This is a genomic window from Chelatococcus sp. CO-6 (genome assembly GCF_001271345.1).
In the GTDB taxonomy this organism is placed as follows: Bacteria; Pseudomonadota; Alphaproteobacteria; order Rhizobiales; family Beijerinckiaceae; genus Chelatococcus_A; species Chelatococcus_A caeni.
The window spans coordinates 145962-159653 of record NZ_CP012398.1; the positions used below are offsets into that span (position 1 = coordinate 145962).

Consider the following 13692-nt stretch of genomic DNA (forward strand, 5'->3'; position numbering starts at 1 on the left):
CACGGAACGAGGCCCACGGGCAAGAGCGAAGGTCCTCAATCCCCCAACTTCTCGGCGAGGATCTGGTCCATGCTGCGCGCCGGCTCGGCGCAGCCGGCCGTGCCGACGACCCGCGCCGGCACGCCCGCGACCGTCGTGTTGCGCGGCACCGCGTGCAGCACGACCGAGCCGGCCGCGACGCGGGCGCACTGCCCCACCTCGATATTGCCGAGGATCTTGGCGCCGGCGCCGATCAGCACGCCCTGGCGGATCTTGGGATGGCGGTCGCCCCGCTCCTTGCCCGTGCCCCCGAGGGTGACGCCCTGCAGGATCGAGACATTGTCCTCGACGACGGCGGTCTGGCCGACGACGAGCCCCGTGGCATGGTCGAGGAAGATGCCCTTGCCGATGCGGGCCGCGGGGTTGATGTCCGTCTGGAACACCTCGGACGAGCGGCTCTGCAGGTAGAGCGCGAAGTCGCGCCGCCCCTGCTGCCACAGCCAGTGCGCCAGCCGGTAGGTCTGGATGGCGTGGAAGCCCTTGAAGTAGAGCACCGGCTCGATGAGCCGCGTGCAGGCCGGGTCACGGTCGGCGACGGCGACGATGTCCGCCCGGAAGGCCTCGCCGATCTCGGGCGAATGGGCGACCGCGGCGCTGAACGCCTGGCTGACCAGCTCGCTGGAGACGACATCGTGGTCGAGCCGCGAGGCGACGCGGTGGATGATGGCCGATTCCAGCGTGTCGTGGTTGAGGATGGTGGCGATGACGAAGCCGGCGAGCTCCGGCTCACGCGTCACCACCGCCTCGGCTTCCTCACGCAGTCGCGTCCACACCGGATCGACCGCCTCGAGGCCGTGGCGCCTGTGCTCGCTCGCCTTCGTCTGACCGGGGGCCATGCTCGTCTCCTCGTCATTGCGCGCCCACGGCCGGACGGTTCGGCCCCACCGCAAGGTCCGCCTAAGTTAGGGCGCCGTGGCCGGCGCGCCAAGGGGGCACCCGGGACGGTCTTGCGGCAGATCGTGCCGTCGCCGACCCCTGAGCGGCAGATCGCCCGTTCGCCGCACGACCCGCTTGTGGCGGCCATCCCGCGGCCCTCACGCGCCGGCGGCCGGGTCGCACCATGCACTTGTCGCCGTATATGATCGACCGGTCGTGCCGAGTCGGCGCGATCAGCAAGCCAGGATTCAATGAGCCAGGATCAGTGAGCGAGACCTGCCGATGCCCGCCCCCGCCGCCTCCCACAGCCTGCGCCTGTCCGTCGCCTCCGGCGTGGCGACGCTGACCATCGACAACGAGGCACGCCGCAACGCCATCGATTTCGCCACCTGGCGCGCCTTTCCGCAGGTCATGGCAACCCTGGGCGCAAACGAAGACGTACGCGTCGTCGTCATCCGCGGCGCGGGCGAGGTCGCCTTCACGGCCGGCGCTGACATCGGCGAGTTCGGCTCGCTCAGGGCGAGCCCGGAGGGCGGGCGCGCCTACGAGGCGGCGAATCTCGCCGCCTTCGAGGCCGTCGCCGCCTGTCCGAAGCCGGTGCTCGCCCTGATCCGGGGCTTCTGCCTCGGCGGAGGGCTCGGCATCGCGCTGGCCTGCGACCTGCGCATCGCCGCCGACGATGCCGTCTTCGCTATTCCCGCCGCGCGGCTCGGCGTCGGTTATCCGCCGGCCGGCATGGGCATGATCGTCGCCGCCATCGGCGCGGCCGCCGCCAAGGACCTCATCTTCACCGCCCGCCGCATCGAGGCGGCGGAGGCGCTCGCCCTCGGCCTCGTCCAGAAGGTGGTGCCCGCCGACGATATCGAGCGCGCAGCCGCCAGCCTTGCCACGACCATCGCCGCGAATGCGCCGCTGACCATCCGCGCCGCCAAGGCGGCCATCGCCACGGCCGCGGGCCTGCCCGGCGCTGGCACGCCGGACGACCTCCAGGCCCTGGCCGATGCCTGCTTCGCCAGCGCCGATTATGCGGAAGGCTGCGCCGCCTTCCTCGGCAAACGCACGCCCCGCTTCACCGGGCGATGAGGTGAGGACGGTGATGGAACGCAAGCGTCTCAGGATCGCCGTCGCGGCCGTGCGCGACGAAAAGGGGCGCCTCCTCGTCGTGCGCAAGCACGGCAGCGACGTCTTCATCCAGCCCGGTGGCAAGATCGAGGAGGGAGAAGCGCCCGAGGCCGCCCTCGCGCGCGAACTCGCCGAGGAGCTCGGCGTCGCGCCGCAGCCCGGCACGCTCCGCCCGCTCGGCGTCTTCACGGCGCCCGCCGCCAACGAGCCGGATACCGATGTCCTCGCCCATCTCTTTGCCGCGCGCCTTGCCGGCACGCCGCATGCCGCTGCCGAGATCGCGGAACTGGCATGGCTCCCCTTGCACGAGGCCGATCGCTGGCGCCTCGCCAGCCTGATCCGTGACACGGTCCTGCCGCTGCTTGCAAAAGCGATTCCCGCTCAGGAGCTTGGCAGCGCGCGCTGAATCAGTTCGCGAAACGCACGGGTATCCGTTGAATCAGTTTCTCAACTGGCGGATTCGGCACGCGAAGTCGCTGAATCTGTTTCTCAAGCGCCGGAATCATCGCTCGAGCTTTCACCAGCAAGCGATTCAGGCGATTCCGCTTTTCGCCCTCACGCCTCGTCCTGCTCGGCGAGGAAGGCGATGACGCCCTGTTTGTGCACCTTGTCGCCCACGGCGAGGTTGTGGTCCCGGCCGGGAATGTCGAGCGCCCGCCCGTTGGGCAGGAGAGCGGCGAGCTCGTGCGGCGAGCCGGCGATGGGGTCGTTGGTGCCGACGGCGACGAGCACCGGCACGGCGATCGTCCCCACCTCCTCGCGCGTCAGCGTCTGGCGCGAGCCGCGGATGCAGGCGGCGAGCGCCTCAAGGTCGCTCTTCGTCTGCTCGGCGAAGGCGCGGAACATGCGCTGCATCGGATCCGTCAGCCCATCGAGCGACGGCGCCTCCATCGCATCGGCGATGCCGAGCGGCAGGCCGACGCCCTGGATGAGATGAATGCCGAGCCCGCCGAGCACGGCCGACCGCACGCGGCCCGGGTGACGCAGGGCGAGATGCGCCGTGATGCGCGCGCCCATGGAATAGCCGACGACATCCGCCTCGGCGAGGTCGAGATGGTCCATCAGCCGCCGCACGTCCTCGGCCATCACGTCGGAATGATAGGCGGACGGCTCGTAGAGCTTCTCGCTCTGCCCGTGGCCGCGGTTGTCGAGCGCGATGACGCGCCGCCCGGCGCGCGCCAGCGTCGTCGTCCACAGCGTGTTCGCCCAGTTGACCGCGTGGTTCGAGGCGAAGCCGTGCACCAGGATGACGGGGCGCCCCTCACCCTCGTGCGCGGGAACGTCGACATAGGCGAGGCGGACGCCGTCGGAACTGAAGAAATGCATGTCTCTCTCGCTCGTGCAGCCCGACGCTAGGGGCTGCGGGTTTCCATCGGGTGAATACATGCCCGGGGCTGAGGCCGGCCAGCGCCGGGCAAGCGTGAGGTTATTCATTTGTCGCAGCCGCAGGCGAAAAACCGGTCTCCACTTTTTCGCGCCATGCTCTATGGTGCGCCGCAAATCGCTGATCCGCCAAGATGAGGTCAATGGCAATGGCCGCGAAATCCGTCCCCCACTTCCACAACGATGCGGGCGTCGCCGTCATCCACGTCGGCGTGCACGAGTTCATGTGCATCGGGGCCAAGCCGCCCTTCGACCATCCCCACGTCTTCCTCGACATGGGCGACGACAACGAGATCGTCTGCCCCTATTGCTCGACGCTCTACCGCTACAAGGCGACGCTCAGGGCCGAGGAGAGCGAGCCGGCCGACTGCCTGTGGCACGCGGAAGCCGCCACGGCCGCCTGAGGGCCGGCGGAGCCCGATCATGCCTCAGAGCACGCCACCGGCCGTCGTCGTCGGCGCCGGCATCGGCGGCCTGACCACGGCACTCCTTCTCGCCCGCCAGGGCCGGGCCGTCACGCTGCTCGAGCGGCGCACCACGCTCGAGGAGGCCGGCGCCGGCATCCAGCTCTCGCCCAACGCCAGCCGCGTGCTCGTCGCCCTTGGCCTCGCCCCGGCGCTCACGCGTCAGGCGGTGACGCCCGACGAGCTCGTCGTCCGCTCGCTGTCATCCGGCCGCCGGCTGGCGACGATGCCCCTCGGCGAGACGATGCGCGCGCGCTTCGGCGCGCCCTACTGGGTGATCCACCGGGCCGACCTGCACACCCTGCTGCTCGACGCCGCGCGCGGCGAGCCGAACATCCGCATGGCCGTCGGCCGCAAGGTCACCGGGGTCACGGTCGACGGGGACAAGGCGCGCCTCGCCGTCGAGACCGCCGGCGGCGCGAGCGAGGAGCGCGAGGCCGGCCTCGTCGTCGGCGCCGACGGCATCTGGTCGTCGGTGCGCCCGGCGCTCGGGGATGCCCGCAAGCCCGTCTACCGCGGCTATGCCGCCTGGCGCGCCACCATCGCCGCCGGCGAGGCGCCGGAGGAGATGGCCGGCAACATCACGGGCCTGTGGCTCGGCCGCGGCATGCACCTCGTGCACTACCCGGTCAGCCGCGGCCGGCTGATCAACATCGTCCTCGTCGCGCGGGCGGAAGGCTCGGTGAGCGAGTGGAACAGCAAGGCCCATGAGGCTGATGTCGCGCGGCACCTCGCCCGCGCCGTGCCTGCGCTCAGCGCCCTCGCCGACCGGTCGCTCGACTGGCGCGTCTGGTCCCTCTTCGACCTGCCGCCGCCGCGCCCCTGGGGGCTTGGGCCGGTCACGCTCCTCGGAGATGCCGCCCATCCCGTGCTGCCCTTCCTTGCCCAGGGCGGTGCGCTCGCCATCGAGGATGCGGCGGTCCTCGCCGATACGCTCGCCGGTGAGCCAAACGACGTACCCGCGGCCCTGCGCGCCTACGAGGCGGCCCGGCAGCCGCGCGCCGTGCACGTGCAGCAGGCGGCGCGCGAGAACGGCCGGGTCTACCACATGGCGGCCCCGCTCTCGCTCATGCGCAACCTCGTCATGTCGCGCCTGAGCGGCGAGGCGATGCTGGCGCGTTACGCCTGGCTCTACGGATGGGAGCCGCCGCAGCGGCGCGACGCCCGGCTGAGCGCGGCCTGATCTATCAGGAGGCCGGGCCCCACACCTCCTCGAGCCGCCGGTCGCGGCCGCAGGCGAAGCGGTAGTACTTATATTTCGCCGCGCTCTTGCGGTAATAGTTCTGGTGGTATTCCTCGGCCGGATAGAAGGTCGCGGCCGGCAGGATCTCGGTGACGACGCGCCCCTTGAGCTGCCCGCTCACCGCCTTGAGCGAGGCCTCGGCCGCCTGGCGCTGCTCGGGCGAGGCGACGAAGATCGCCGAGGTGTACTGGTCGCCCTTGTCGCAGAACTGGCCCCGCGCGTCATGGGGATCGATGTTGCGCCAGAAGATGGCGAGCAACTGCTCGTAGGTGACGCGCGAGGGATCGTAGACGACCTTCACCACCTCCTTGTGGCCGGTCCGGCCCGAGGAGACTTCGTTGTAGGTCGGGTTCTGCGTTCGCCCGCCGGTATAGCCGGAGATCGTCGCCGTCACGCCCGGCACGGCATCGAAGGGCGGCTCCATGCACCAGAAGCAGCCGCCGGCGAAGATGGCGCTCGCGCCGCCCTCCCCCTCTTGAGCGGCAGCCGGTGCCGGGCCGCCGAGGATCAGGGCGAGGCCGAGGAGAAGAGAGCCGAGAGCAAAGGCGCGCATGTCGGGTCCGCCGGTCAGAATGACGAAGCCTACGACGGCGTGAACGTCATGGCGACACCGTTCATGCAATAGCGCAGGCCCGTCGGCGGCGGCCCGTCGTCGAAGACATGGCCGAGATGGCCGCCGCAACGGCTGCAATGCACCTCGGTGCGCGTCATGAAGAAGCTGCTGTCCTCGGACGTGCCGACGGCCCCCGCAAGCGGTGCGTAGAAGCTCGGCCAGCCCGTGCCGCTCTCGAACTTGGTCGAGGAGGAGAACACGGCCTGCTCGCAACCGGCGCAATGATAGATGCCGGCCCGCTTCTCGCCGTTGAGCGGGCTCGTTCCGGCCCGCTCCGTACCATGCTTGCGCAGGACGTTGTACTGCGCCGGCGTCAGCGCCGCCCGCCACTCCGCATCACTCTTCTCGACGGGAAAGCGCCCCGCGGCCTTCGCTTCCTCGCGGGCGCCGAACAGGCGTCCGACCGCAGCCGCTCCCGCGGCCAGCGCGCCGCCCCCCAGAATGTTCCTGCGGCTCATCATCGTCCCACCCAGGTTCCGGCCGGCCCCACGAGGCGGGACACGGCCGCTGTCGGATCGTGCGGCGCAAGGATAGGCCGGCGGGGACGGACCGGCTGTCACGAAGGCGCGATGTCACGCCCGTGTGAGGGCGGGCCGGCTTGGTGCGGACGGCGGGGATCGAACCCGCACGGGCAAGCCCGAGGGATTTTAAGTCCCTTGCGTCTACCAGTTTCGCCACGTCCGCATGCGGCGAGGGTTACCGCCCGCCGGGAGCGGGCGCAACCCGGGTCAGGCCCGCTTGGAGGCCCTTCGCTGCGGAAATTGTGCAAGGGCGGTGGCAAGGCGCGTCCAGGCCGCTTCGTCCCCCGGCAGGCCGAAGCGCAGGCGGTTCGGCGCGTGGTCGAAGCGGCGGACGTAGATGCCGCGTGCGCCCAGATGCTCGAACAGCGCCTCGGCGCGGCTCGTCTCGACCAGCCGGAAGAGCGGCGTGCCGCCGACGACGGCAAGCTCCGGGCCGGCCAGCAGCGTGTCGAGCCGGGCCGCATCGCTCGCGAGCCGGTGCCGCATGGCCTCGATCCAGACGCGGTCGCCGAGTGCGGCGAGCCCCACGGCGAGCGTCGGGCCGGGAACGGCCCAGGGGCCGAGCTCCTGCCGGATCTGCCCGGCCAGCGCCTCGTCGGCGGTGATGGCAAAGCCGAGGCGCACGCCGGCGAGGCCATAGGCCTTGCCGAAGGAGCGCAACAGCAGGATCGGCGCGACGGCGTCGAGCAGCCCGGCACAGCTCACCTGCGGCATCACGTCGGCAAAGGCCTCGTCGACGATGACGAGGCCGTCCCAGTGGCGCATGCGCCCGGCAAGGGCGAGGATCTCGGCCGCCGGCAGCGTGCGCCCGTCCGGGTTGTTGGGATTGACGATCACCGCCACGTCCGAGGCGGCGAGATCGTCCACGCTCGCGGTGACGCGCACGTCGTGCCCCGCCGCCTGCCAGGCGGTGACATGCTCGCCATAGGTCGGGCCGAGAACGGCGACGCGGCCGCGCGGGCGCAGGCGCGGCAGCAGCTGGATGAGCGCCTGCGTACCCGGCGCCGCGACGCAACGGGCCTGCGGCACGGCGCCATAGGCCGCAGCCGCCTGCATTTCGACGCGCCGCCGCTCCCCCTCCTCCGGCAGGCGCGTCCAGCAGCCGGGCGCCAGCGCCGGCAGCGGAAAGGCGTGCGGATTGATGCCCGTCGACAGGTCGAGCCACGGCTGCGGCGCGGCCGGAAACAGCCGGCGCGCCGCACCGAGGTCCCCGCCGTGCACAATGCCGTCTCGGCTGCCGGGCTGAGCCATGCTATCGGCATGCTCCGTCATGGATCTCACGTTTGCCCTTCCCCTCGCCGCGCTGACCGTCGCTCTTGAGGCGATTGCCGGTTATCCGCGCGCCCTCTTCCGTGTCGCCGGCCATCCCGTGACCTGGCTGGGACTGCTCATCGCATGGCTCGACCGGCATCTCAACAGGCAGAACGAATCATTTACCACGCGGCGGTCCGGGGGCGTTATCGCCCTTCTCGTCATCGTCGCGGCGGCGGCCATCCCCGCCCTCCTCCTGCAGGAGGGGCTGCTGAGCCTGCTGGGTCCGCTCGCGCTCGTTCCTGTCGCGATCCTCGCGTCGAGCCTCGTTGCGCAGCGCAGCCTTCACGACCATGTCGCGGCCGTCGCCACCGGGCTGGAGACGGAAGGGCTCCATGGCGGGCGCCGGGCGGTGGCCATGATTGTCGGCCGCAACCCCGAGACGCTCGACGAGGCGGGCGTCGCCCGCGCCGCCATCGAAAGCCTCGCCGAGAATTTTTCGGACGGCATCGTCGCGCCGGTCTTCTGGCTGGCCGTGGCGGGGCTGCCCGGGGCCGCGGCCTACAAGGCCGTCAACACGGCCGACAGCATGATCGGCCACAAGACCGAGAGACATGCCGCCTTCGGCTGGGCCGCGGCCCGCCTCGACGACCTCGTCAACCTGCCGGCCTCACGCCTGACGGCTCTCTTTCTCGTGCTCGCGGCGGCGCTGGCGCGCGGCGCCGATGCGCGCGCTGCGATCGCCGCCGTGCGCCGCGACGCCCATCGCCATCGCTCGCCCAATGCCGGCTGGCCGGAAGCGGCCATGGCCGGCGCGCTCGGCCTCAGGCTCGCCGGCCCGCGCATCTACGGCTCGACGCGCGTCGAGGACGCCTTCATGGGGAACGGCCGCGCCGAGGCGACGGCCGCCGACATTCGCCGCGCGCTCGCGCTCTTCCGGCGCGCCTCGATGCTGCAGTGGCTCGTCCTCGCCGCCCTTGCGGCGCTGGTGCTCGCCTGAGGCTCAGCCGGACGCGCCGTTGCGGATCGGCGGCTGGAAGGTGAGGCCCATGTCCCAGGGGAAGTAGATCCAGGTGTCCTGCGACACCTCGGTGACGAAGGTATCGACCACCGGCCGGCCCTGCGGCTTGGCATAGACGGTGGCGAAATGCGCCTTCGGCAGCATCTGCCGCACCATGCGCGCCGTCTTGCCCGTGTCGACGAGGTCGTCCACCACGAGCACGCCCGCGCCGCTGCCGTCGCCGAGCGCGCGGATCTTCGGGTCGATCTCCTTGAGGACCATCAACTCGCCCTGGTTCTGATAGTCGTGGTAGCTCGCGATGCAGACCGTCTCGATGAGGCGGATCTCGAGCTCGCGCGCCACGACCGCTGCAGGCACGAGGCCGCCGCGCGTGATGCAGACGATGGCCTCGAAGGGCCCCGCGCCGTGCAGGCGCCAGGCGAGCGCGCGCGCATCGCGGTGGAACTGGTCCCAGGAGACCGGGAAGGCTTTTTCGGAGGTGGGCGACATGGGTCTTGCCTCTGGTGTCGAACGTCAGGACGCCGCGTGGAGCCGCGCGACCATCTCGGCCACGGCGGTGCGGACGGCCTCGAGGCGCTCCGCATCGCGGCTGCGCACGACGATGTTGGTGTTGAAGCGGCCATCCTCGGAGAAGGGATAGCTGCCGATGGAGACGTCGGGATGCGCGTCGGCGATCGCCTTCAGCGGCGCGGCGATGTCGCCCTCCTTCGCGTCGGCACGGATGGTGGCCGAGAGCATGCGCCGCCCGGTGCTCAGCGTCGGCGCCACCTCGTCGAGCATCGCCTGCATGATGGCGGGCACGCCCGCCATGACGATGACGTTGCCGATGCGGAAGCCCGGCGCCTTGGAGACGGGATTGGCGATGAGCTCGGCCCCGTGCGGGATGCGCGCCATGCGCCGGCGCGCCTCGTTGAGGTCCTCCGGCCTGATGCGCTCGAGCAGCATGCTTATGGCCCGCGGGTCCTCGCCGATGCCGACGCCGAAGGCCTTGGCGACGCTGTCCGCCGTGATGTCGTCATGCGTCGGACCGATGCCGCCGGTGGTGAAGAGATAGTCGTAGCGGGCCCTGAGCGCGTTGACCGCGGCGACGATCTCCTCCTCCACGTCGGGCACGACGCGCACCTCGCGCAGGTCGATGCCGATGGCGGTGAGATAGTCGGCGATATAGCCGATGTTCTTGTCCTTGGTCCGCCCGGACAGGATCTCGTCACCGATGACGAGGACCGCCGCGGTCACCGGGCCCTGCGCTGCTGCTGTCATGCACCTCTCCCTCGCCCGGCTTTATGGCATCACCCGCCGCCGTGGGAAGGGGTTTTCGCGGCATGGCCGGGCAAGATCAAGAGCAAAGCTGCCGCCCCGGCTTGCCGCCGCGGCATGGCACTGCTACCTGCCGGCCGTCCAGCCGGAGGAGCCGATGCAGTTTCCCAGCCCCCTCGCCGAAGGGCGCCTCCTGCGCCGCTACAAGCGCTTTCTCGCCGATATCGTGACCGCGGAGGGGGACGTCGTCACCGTCCATTGCGCCAATCCCGGCGCCATGCTCGGCCTCGTCGCGCCGGCGAGCCGCGTCTTCCTCTCGCGCTCGGCCAATCCGGCGCGCAAGCTGCCGCTGTCCTGGGAGCTGGTCGAGGTCGATTTCGGCTGGCGCGGGCCGCAGCTCGTCGGCATCAACACGGGCCATCCCAACCTCATCGCCGCCGAGGCGATCACGGCCGGGCTCATTCCGCAGCTCGCCGGCTACGAGCGCCTGCGGCGCGAGGTGAAGTACGGCCGGGCGAGCCGCGTCGACATCCTGCTCGAGGCGGACGGGCGCCCGCCCTGCTACGTCGAGGTCAAGAACGTCCATCTGATGCGCCGGCCCGGCCTCGCCGAATTCCCGGATTGCGTCACCGCCCGCGGCGCCAAGCATCTCGAGGAGCTCGGCGACATGGTGGAAGCCGGCGCGCGCGCCGCGATGCTGTTCATCGTGCAGATGGAGGCGGAGGCCTTCACGCTCGCCGCCGATCTCGACCCCGCCTATGCCCGCGCCTTCGAGCGGGCCCGCGCACGCGGCGTCGAGGCTTATGCCTTCGCCTGCCGCGTGACGCCGGCCGGCATCGCCGCCGAGACGCCGCTGCCCGTCCTCGTCTGATCAGCCGGACTAACGGCCGTCCCCCCTGTTGCGCTATGCTGCGGCGTCCGGGTCGTCGCGCTTGCGCCGACGGCCGTCTTGCTGGGGGTCAACGATGCCGCTCGCCCGTCTCGCAATCCTTGCTGTTCCACTCCTCGTCGCCGGCCTGCAGCAGAGCCTCGCGGCGGACGGGCCACCGGCACTCGACGTCGAGCGCAGCTGCCGCGACGCCGCCACCACCGACGCGCTCGGCCAGAGCCGGCAGTTCGACAAGGCCGCCTTCGACGGCTGCATGGCGCAGGAGAACGGCACCCGCGCCACCCTGGAGAAGGAATGGGCGGGCTTCCCCGCGGCCCAGCGCGACGAGTGCCTCTCCGAGACGCGCGGCGCCGGCCTGCCGAGCTATGTCGAGCTCTACGAATGCCTGCAGCTCGACCAGGAGACGCGCGGGAAGAAGTGAGGGCTCACGCCCGCTCGAAGACGAAATTCATCCTTGTCTTGGCGAGCAGCTTGTAGCCCTTCTCGCGCAGGAGCGCCGGCAGGTCGATCTGCCAGCGCCCGCTGCCGTCCTCCAGGATGACGAGGCGCGGGAAGAGCGACGGCGGCGCATGCTGCAGGAACGGCTCGAGGATCAGATCCTCCGCTCCCTCGACGTCGAGCTTGATGGCATCGATGCGCTCGAAGCCCTCCTCGCGCGCGAGGTCGGCCAGCGTCGTCGCCGGCACGCGCACCGACTTGGCGGTGCCGGAGCCGACGATCTTGACGCTCGACTCGCCGCGGTTCTCGTGGTCGAGGAAGAGGGTCAGTTCCCCCGCCCGGTCGGCGACGGCGCAGGCCACCGCCTTGATGGTGCCGAAGGGATTGAGGCTGATGTTGAAGACGAGACGCTCGAAGACGTCGGGCTGTGGCTCGACGGCGAGGATGCGCGCGCGCGGCCCCGCGAGCGCCGCCACGAAGAGCGAATAGGCGCCGACATTCGCCCCCACGTCCATGAAGACGAAGCCGTCACCGATGCGCTCGGCGAGCAGCGCGCGCTCCTGCCGGTCGAAGAACTGCGGCGTGAACAGGATCTTCTTTTCGCAGACGTTGTCGTAGGGATAGAGGCGCATGCGCGCCCCGAGCGTCTCGACATCGACCGGCGCGCCGTCGAGATGGTTGATCACGAGCCGCCTGAGGCCATAGGCGGTGCGCTTGCCGAGCCAGCTGTCCGGCAGGCTGCGCGTCATCTCGATCACCGTCCGGGCCAGCGACCTGGGCGCGAAGCGGCCGAAGGGTTCAGTATCGTTGAAGGAGCTGATCGTCATCGTCCTAGGGTCACGACGCATCCGCGAAGGGCGCCGCCCGTTTCGTCTTGCTCTTGCCATACACGTCACCGCCCGCCGGCGCCAGCGCCGAGATCACCCGCGCCTTTCGCGCCATCCCTTGCGTCGGCGGCTTTGATCAATAGATTGGGGCAGTGATCGGGCGCGGGGGCGCCCCGGACAAGCGACATGATAGATCTCGACAGCGAACTTGCGCCGCGCCGCGCCAACAACATCGTCTACTACGGCCCCGAGGGTTTCGAGGGCATGCGCAAGGCCGGCCGCCTCGTCGCCGAGTGCCTCGACATGCTGGCCGACCACGTGGCCCCCGGCGTCACGACCGCCGAGATCGACCGCATGGTCTTCCAGTTCGCCATGGACCACGGCGCCCTGTCGGCGACGCTGATGTATCGCGGCTACCGCTATTCGTGCTGCACCTCGATCAACCACGTCGTATGCCACGGCCAGCCCGACGAGAAGCCGCTGCGCGAAGGCGACATCGTCAACATCGACGTGACCTTCATCGTCGACGGCTGGTACGGCGATTCGAGCCGCATGTACCCGGTCGGCGAGGTGCCGCGCCGGGCCCAGCGCCTTATGGAGGTGACCTACGAGGCCATGATGCGCGGCATCGCCGTCGTGCGCCCCGGGGCGACGACGGGCGACATCGGCGCGGTCATCCAGGAATATGCCGAGGGCGAGCGCTGCTCCGTGGTGCGCGACTTCTGCGGCCATGGCGTCGGCCGCTCCTTCCACGAGCAGCCGAGCATCCTGCACTTCGGCCGGCGCGGCGAAGGCGTGCCGCTGAAGCCGGGCATGATCTTCACCATCGAGCCGATGATCAATCTCGGCCGTCCGCACGTGAAGGTCCTGTCCGACGGGTGGACCGCGGTCACGCGCGACCGTTCGCTCTCGGCGCAGTTCGAACATACCGTCGGCGTCACCGAAACCGGCGTCGAGATCTTCACGCTCTCCCCCAAGGGCTATCATCAGCCTCCCTACAAGACGCCTGCATGACCAACGTCGGCGACGCCGAGGACACGCCCCACTACCATGGCCACCGCGAGCGGCTGCGCAGCCGCTTCCGGGAGGCCGGCGAGGCCGCGCTCGCCGACTACGAACTGCTCGAGCTCGTGCTGTTCCGCTCGATCCCGCGGCGGGATGTGAAGGCACTGGCGAAGGAGCTGATCCGGCGCTTCGGGTCCTTCGCCGAGGTGCTCGCGGCGCCGCCCTCGCGCCTTGCCGAGGTCGAAGGCATCGGCGACAGCGTCGTCACCGATCTCAAGATCGTCGAGGCGGCCGCCCGGCGCATCACGCGCGGCGCCGTCGCCAAGCGCCCCGTGCTCTCGTCCTGGAACGCCGTCATCGACTATTGCCGCACCGCCATGGCCTTCGCGGACAAGGAGCATTTCCGCGTCCTCTTCCTCGACAAGCGCAACGGGCTGATCGCCGACGAATTGCAGCAGACCGGCACCGTCGACCACACGCCCGTCTACCCGCGCGAGGTCGTCAAGCGGGCGCTCGAACTCTCGGCGACCGCCATCATCCTCGTCCACAACCATCCGTCCGGCGATCCGACGCCCTCCTCCGCCGACATCAAGATGACGCGGACCATCGGCGAGATCGCCGAGCCGCTCGGCGTCCTGGTGCACGACCACATCATCGTCGGCCGCGACGGCCACGCGAGCTTTCGCGGGCTGGGGCTGATGGAGTGAGAAAGCCGCGCGGGCGACAGAAAAGGAAACTTCATT

The 13692-nt window shown here is 70.4% G+C and carries 17 protein-coding genes and 1 tRNA gene; 9 read left to right on the top strand and 9 right to left on the bottom strand.

Features of this window, described 5'->3' with window-relative positions:
- Positions 1-35: 35 nt before the first annotated feature.
- On the bottom strand, positions 36-875 hold the full coding sequence (gene cysE, locus AL346_RS00845) for a serine O-acetyltransferase (protein WP_019401229.1): 840 nt from the start codon (positions 873-875) through the stop codon (positions 36-38).
- 322 nt (positions 876-1197) lie between these two features.
- Between cysE and AL346_RS00850 the strand changes: the two genes are divergently transcribed.
- Entirely contained in the window at positions 1198-1998 is an 801-nt protein-coding gene (locus AL346_RS00850) for an enoyl-CoA hydratase (RefSeq protein WP_019401230.1), read from the top strand.
- A 13-nt stretch (positions 1999-2011) separates the two neighbouring features.
- Entirely contained in the window at positions 2012-2443 is a 432-nt protein-coding gene (locus AL346_RS00855; protein WP_019401231.1) for an NUDIX domain-containing protein, read from the top strand.
- A 149-nt stretch (positions 2444-2592) separates the two neighbouring features.
- On the opposite strand, the gene AL346_RS00860 is transcribed toward AL346_RS00855, so the two are convergent.
- Positions 2593-3363 (bottom strand): alpha/beta fold hydrolase, encoded by a 771-nt coding sequence (locus AL346_RS00860; RefSeq protein WP_019401232.1) that lies wholly within the window; start codon positions 3361-3363, stop codon positions 2593-2595.
- Between the two features lie 206 nt (positions 3364-3569).
- Between AL346_RS00860 and AL346_RS00865 the strand changes: the two genes are divergently transcribed.
- Positions 3570-3824 (top strand): zinc-finger domain-containing protein, encoded by a 255-nt coding sequence (locus AL346_RS00865; protein WP_019401233.1) that lies wholly within the window; start codon positions 3570-3572, stop codon positions 3822-3824.
- Positions 3825-3843: 19 nt separating this feature from the next.
- Complete coding sequence (locus AL346_RS00870; RefSeq protein WP_019401234.1) at positions 3844-5067, top strand: FAD-dependent monooxygenase; 1224 nt, start codon at positions 3844-3846, stop codon at positions 5065-5067.
- Between the two features lie 4 nt (positions 5068-5071).
- Here AL346_RS00870 and msrA read toward each other — a convergent pair whose 3' ends face one another.
- The 4 genes from msrA to cobD all read right to left on the bottom strand — a co-directional run bounded on the left by msrA (position 5072) and on the right by cobD (position 7512).
- Entirely contained in the window at positions 5072-5680 is a 609-nt protein-coding gene (gene msrA, locus AL346_RS00875; protein WP_019401235.1) for a peptide-methionine (S)-S-oxide reductase MsrA, read from the bottom strand.
- A gap of 29 nt (positions 5681-5709) precedes the next feature.
- Complete coding sequence (gene msrB, locus AL346_RS00880; RefSeq protein WP_026014974.1) at positions 5710-6198, bottom strand: peptide-methionine (R)-S-oxide reductase MsrB; 489 nt, start codon at positions 6196-6198, stop codon at positions 5710-5712.
- Positions 6199-6339: 141 nt separating this feature from the next.
- A tRNA-Leu gene (locus tag AL346_RS00885) sits at positions 6340-6424 on the bottom strand.
- 44 nt (positions 6425-6468) lie between these two features.
- On the bottom strand, positions 6469-7512 hold the full coding sequence (gene cobD, locus AL346_RS00890; RefSeq protein WP_245258855.1) for a threonine-phosphate decarboxylase CobD: 1044 nt from the start codon (positions 7510-7512) through the stop codon (positions 6469-6471).
- A 19-nt stretch (positions 7513-7531) separates the two neighbouring features.
- Here cobD and cbiB point away from each other — a divergent pair, with 19 nt between their 5' ends.
- Positions 7532-8512: an adenosylcobinamide-phosphate synthase CbiB gene (cbiB, locus tag AL346_RS00895; protein ID WP_019401238.1), complete on the top strand. Its 981-nt coding sequence runs from the start codon at positions 7532-7534 to the stop codon at positions 8510-8512.
- 3 nt (positions 8513-8515) lie between these two features.
- On the opposite strand, the gene gpt is transcribed toward cbiB, so the two are convergent.
- Positions 8516-9022 carry a xanthine phosphoribosyltransferase gene (gpt, locus tag AL346_RS00900; protein WP_019401239.1) on the bottom strand — a complete coding sequence of 169 codons (507 nt, stop codon included), beginning with the start codon at positions 9020-9022 and terminating at the stop codon, positions 8516-8518.
- Between the two features lie 24 nt (positions 9023-9046).
- On the bottom strand, positions 9047-9793 hold the full coding sequence (locus AL346_RS00905; protein WP_019401240.1) for a competence/damage-inducible protein A: 747 nt from the start codon (positions 9791-9793) through the stop codon (positions 9047-9049).
- Between the two features lie 154 nt (positions 9794-9947).
- Here AL346_RS00905 and sfsA point away from each other — a divergent pair, with 154 nt between their 5' ends.
- Together sfsA and AL346_RS00915 are read left to right on the top strand one after the other, a co-directional pair.
- Positions 9948-10661 carry a DNA/RNA nuclease SfsA gene (sfsA, locus tag AL346_RS00910; protein WP_019401241.1) on the top strand — a complete coding sequence of 238 codons (714 nt, stop codon included), beginning with the start codon at positions 9948-9950 and terminating at the stop codon, positions 10659-10661.
- 94 nt (positions 10662-10755) lie between these two features.
- Entirely contained in the window at positions 10756-11100 is a 345-nt protein-coding gene (locus tag AL346_RS00915; protein ID WP_019401242.1) for a hypothetical protein, read from the top strand.
- A 4-nt stretch (positions 11101-11104) separates the two neighbouring features.
- Here AL346_RS00915 and AL346_RS00920 read toward each other — a convergent pair whose 3' ends face one another.
- Positions 11105-11944 carry an FkbM family methyltransferase gene (locus AL346_RS00920; RefSeq protein WP_019401243.1) on the bottom strand — a complete coding sequence of 280 codons (840 nt, stop codon included), beginning with the start codon at positions 11942-11944 and terminating at the stop codon, positions 11105-11107.
- A gap of 186 nt (positions 11945-12130) precedes the next feature.
- On the opposite strand from AL346_RS00920, the gene map reads away from it, so the two are divergent.
- Both map and radC read left to right on the top strand, forming a co-directional pair.
- Positions 12131-12958, top strand: a complete 828-nt coding sequence (gene map, locus AL346_RS00925) for a type I methionyl aminopeptidase (protein WP_019401245.1) — start codon at positions 12131-12133, stop codon at positions 12956-12958.
- Positions 12955-13656 carry a DNA repair protein RadC gene (gene radC / locus AL346_RS00930; protein ID WP_019401246.1) on the top strand — a complete coding sequence of 234 codons (702 nt, stop codon included), beginning with the start codon at positions 12955-12957 and terminating at the stop codon, positions 13654-13656. The genes map and radC overlap by 4 nt, the downstream gene beginning before the upstream one ends.
- The last annotated feature ends 36 nt before the right edge of the window (positions 13657-13692 follow it).

Bases quoted from the DNA above. Each gene is read 5' to 3' on its own strand.
- sfsA (WP_019401241.1), top strand. From the start codon at position 9,948: ATGCAGTTTCCCAGCCCCCTCGCCGAAGGGCGCCTCCTGCGCCGCTAC.
- map (WP_019401245.1), top strand. From the start codon at position 12,131: ATGATAGATCTCGACAGCGAACTTGCGCCGCGCCGCGCCAACAACATC.
- AL346_RS00915 (WP_019401242.1), top strand. From the start codon at position 10,756: ATGCCGCTCGCCCGTCTCGCAATCCTTGCTGTTCCACTCCTCGTCGCC.
- msrA (WP_019401235.1), bottom strand. From the start codon at position 5,680: ATGCGCGCCTTTGCTCTCGGCTCTCTTCTCCTCGGCCTCGCCCTGATC.
- AL346_RS00855 (WP_019401231.1), top strand. From the start codon at position 2,012: ATGGAACGCAAGCGTCTCAGGATCGCCGTCGCGGCCGTGCGCGACGAA.
- cobD (WP_245258855.1), bottom strand. From the start codon at position 7,512: ATGGCTCAGCCCGGCAGCCGAGACGGCATTGTGCACGGCGGGGACCTC.
- AL346_RS00865 (WP_019401233.1), top strand. From the start codon at position 3,570: ATGGCCGCGAAATCCGTCCCCCACTTCCACAACGATGCGGGCGTCGCC.
- cbiB (WP_019401238.1), top strand. From the start codon at position 7,532: ATGGATCTCACGTTTGCCCTTCCCCTCGCCGCGCTGACCGTCGCTCTT.
- AL346_RS00920 (WP_019401243.1), bottom strand. From the start codon at position 11,944: ATGACGATCAGCTCCTTCAACGATACTGAACCCTTCGGCCGCTTCGCG.
- AL346_RS00850 (WP_019401230.1), top strand. From the start codon at position 1,198: ATGCCCGCCCCCGCCGCCTCCCACAGCCTGCGCCTGTCCGTCGCCTCC.
- radC (WP_019401246.1), top strand. From the start codon at position 12,955: ATGACCAACGTCGGCGACGCCGAGGACACGCCCCACTACCATGGCCAC.
- gpt (WP_019401239.1), bottom strand. From the start codon at position 9,022: ATGTCGCCCACCTCCGAAAAAGCCTTCCCGGTCTCCTGGGACCAGTTC.
- cysE (WP_019401229.1), bottom strand. From the start codon at position 875: ATGGCCCCCGGTCAGACGAAGGCGAGCGAGCACAGGCGCCACGGCCTC.
- AL346_RS00870 (WP_019401234.1), top strand. From the start codon at position 3,844: ATGCCTCAGAGCACGCCACCGGCCGTCGTCGTCGGCGCCGGCATCGGC.
- AL346_RS00860 (WP_019401232.1), bottom strand. From the start codon at position 3,363: ATGCATTTCTTCAGTTCCGACGGCGTCCGCCTCGCCTATGTCGACGTT.
- msrB (WP_026014974.1), bottom strand. From the start codon at position 6,198: ATGAGCCGCAGGAACATTCTGGGGGGCGGCGCGCTGGCCGCGGGAGCG.
- AL346_RS00905 (WP_019401240.1), bottom strand. From the start codon at position 9,793: ATGACAGCAGCAGCGCAGGGCCCGGTGACCGCGGCGGTCCTCGTCATC.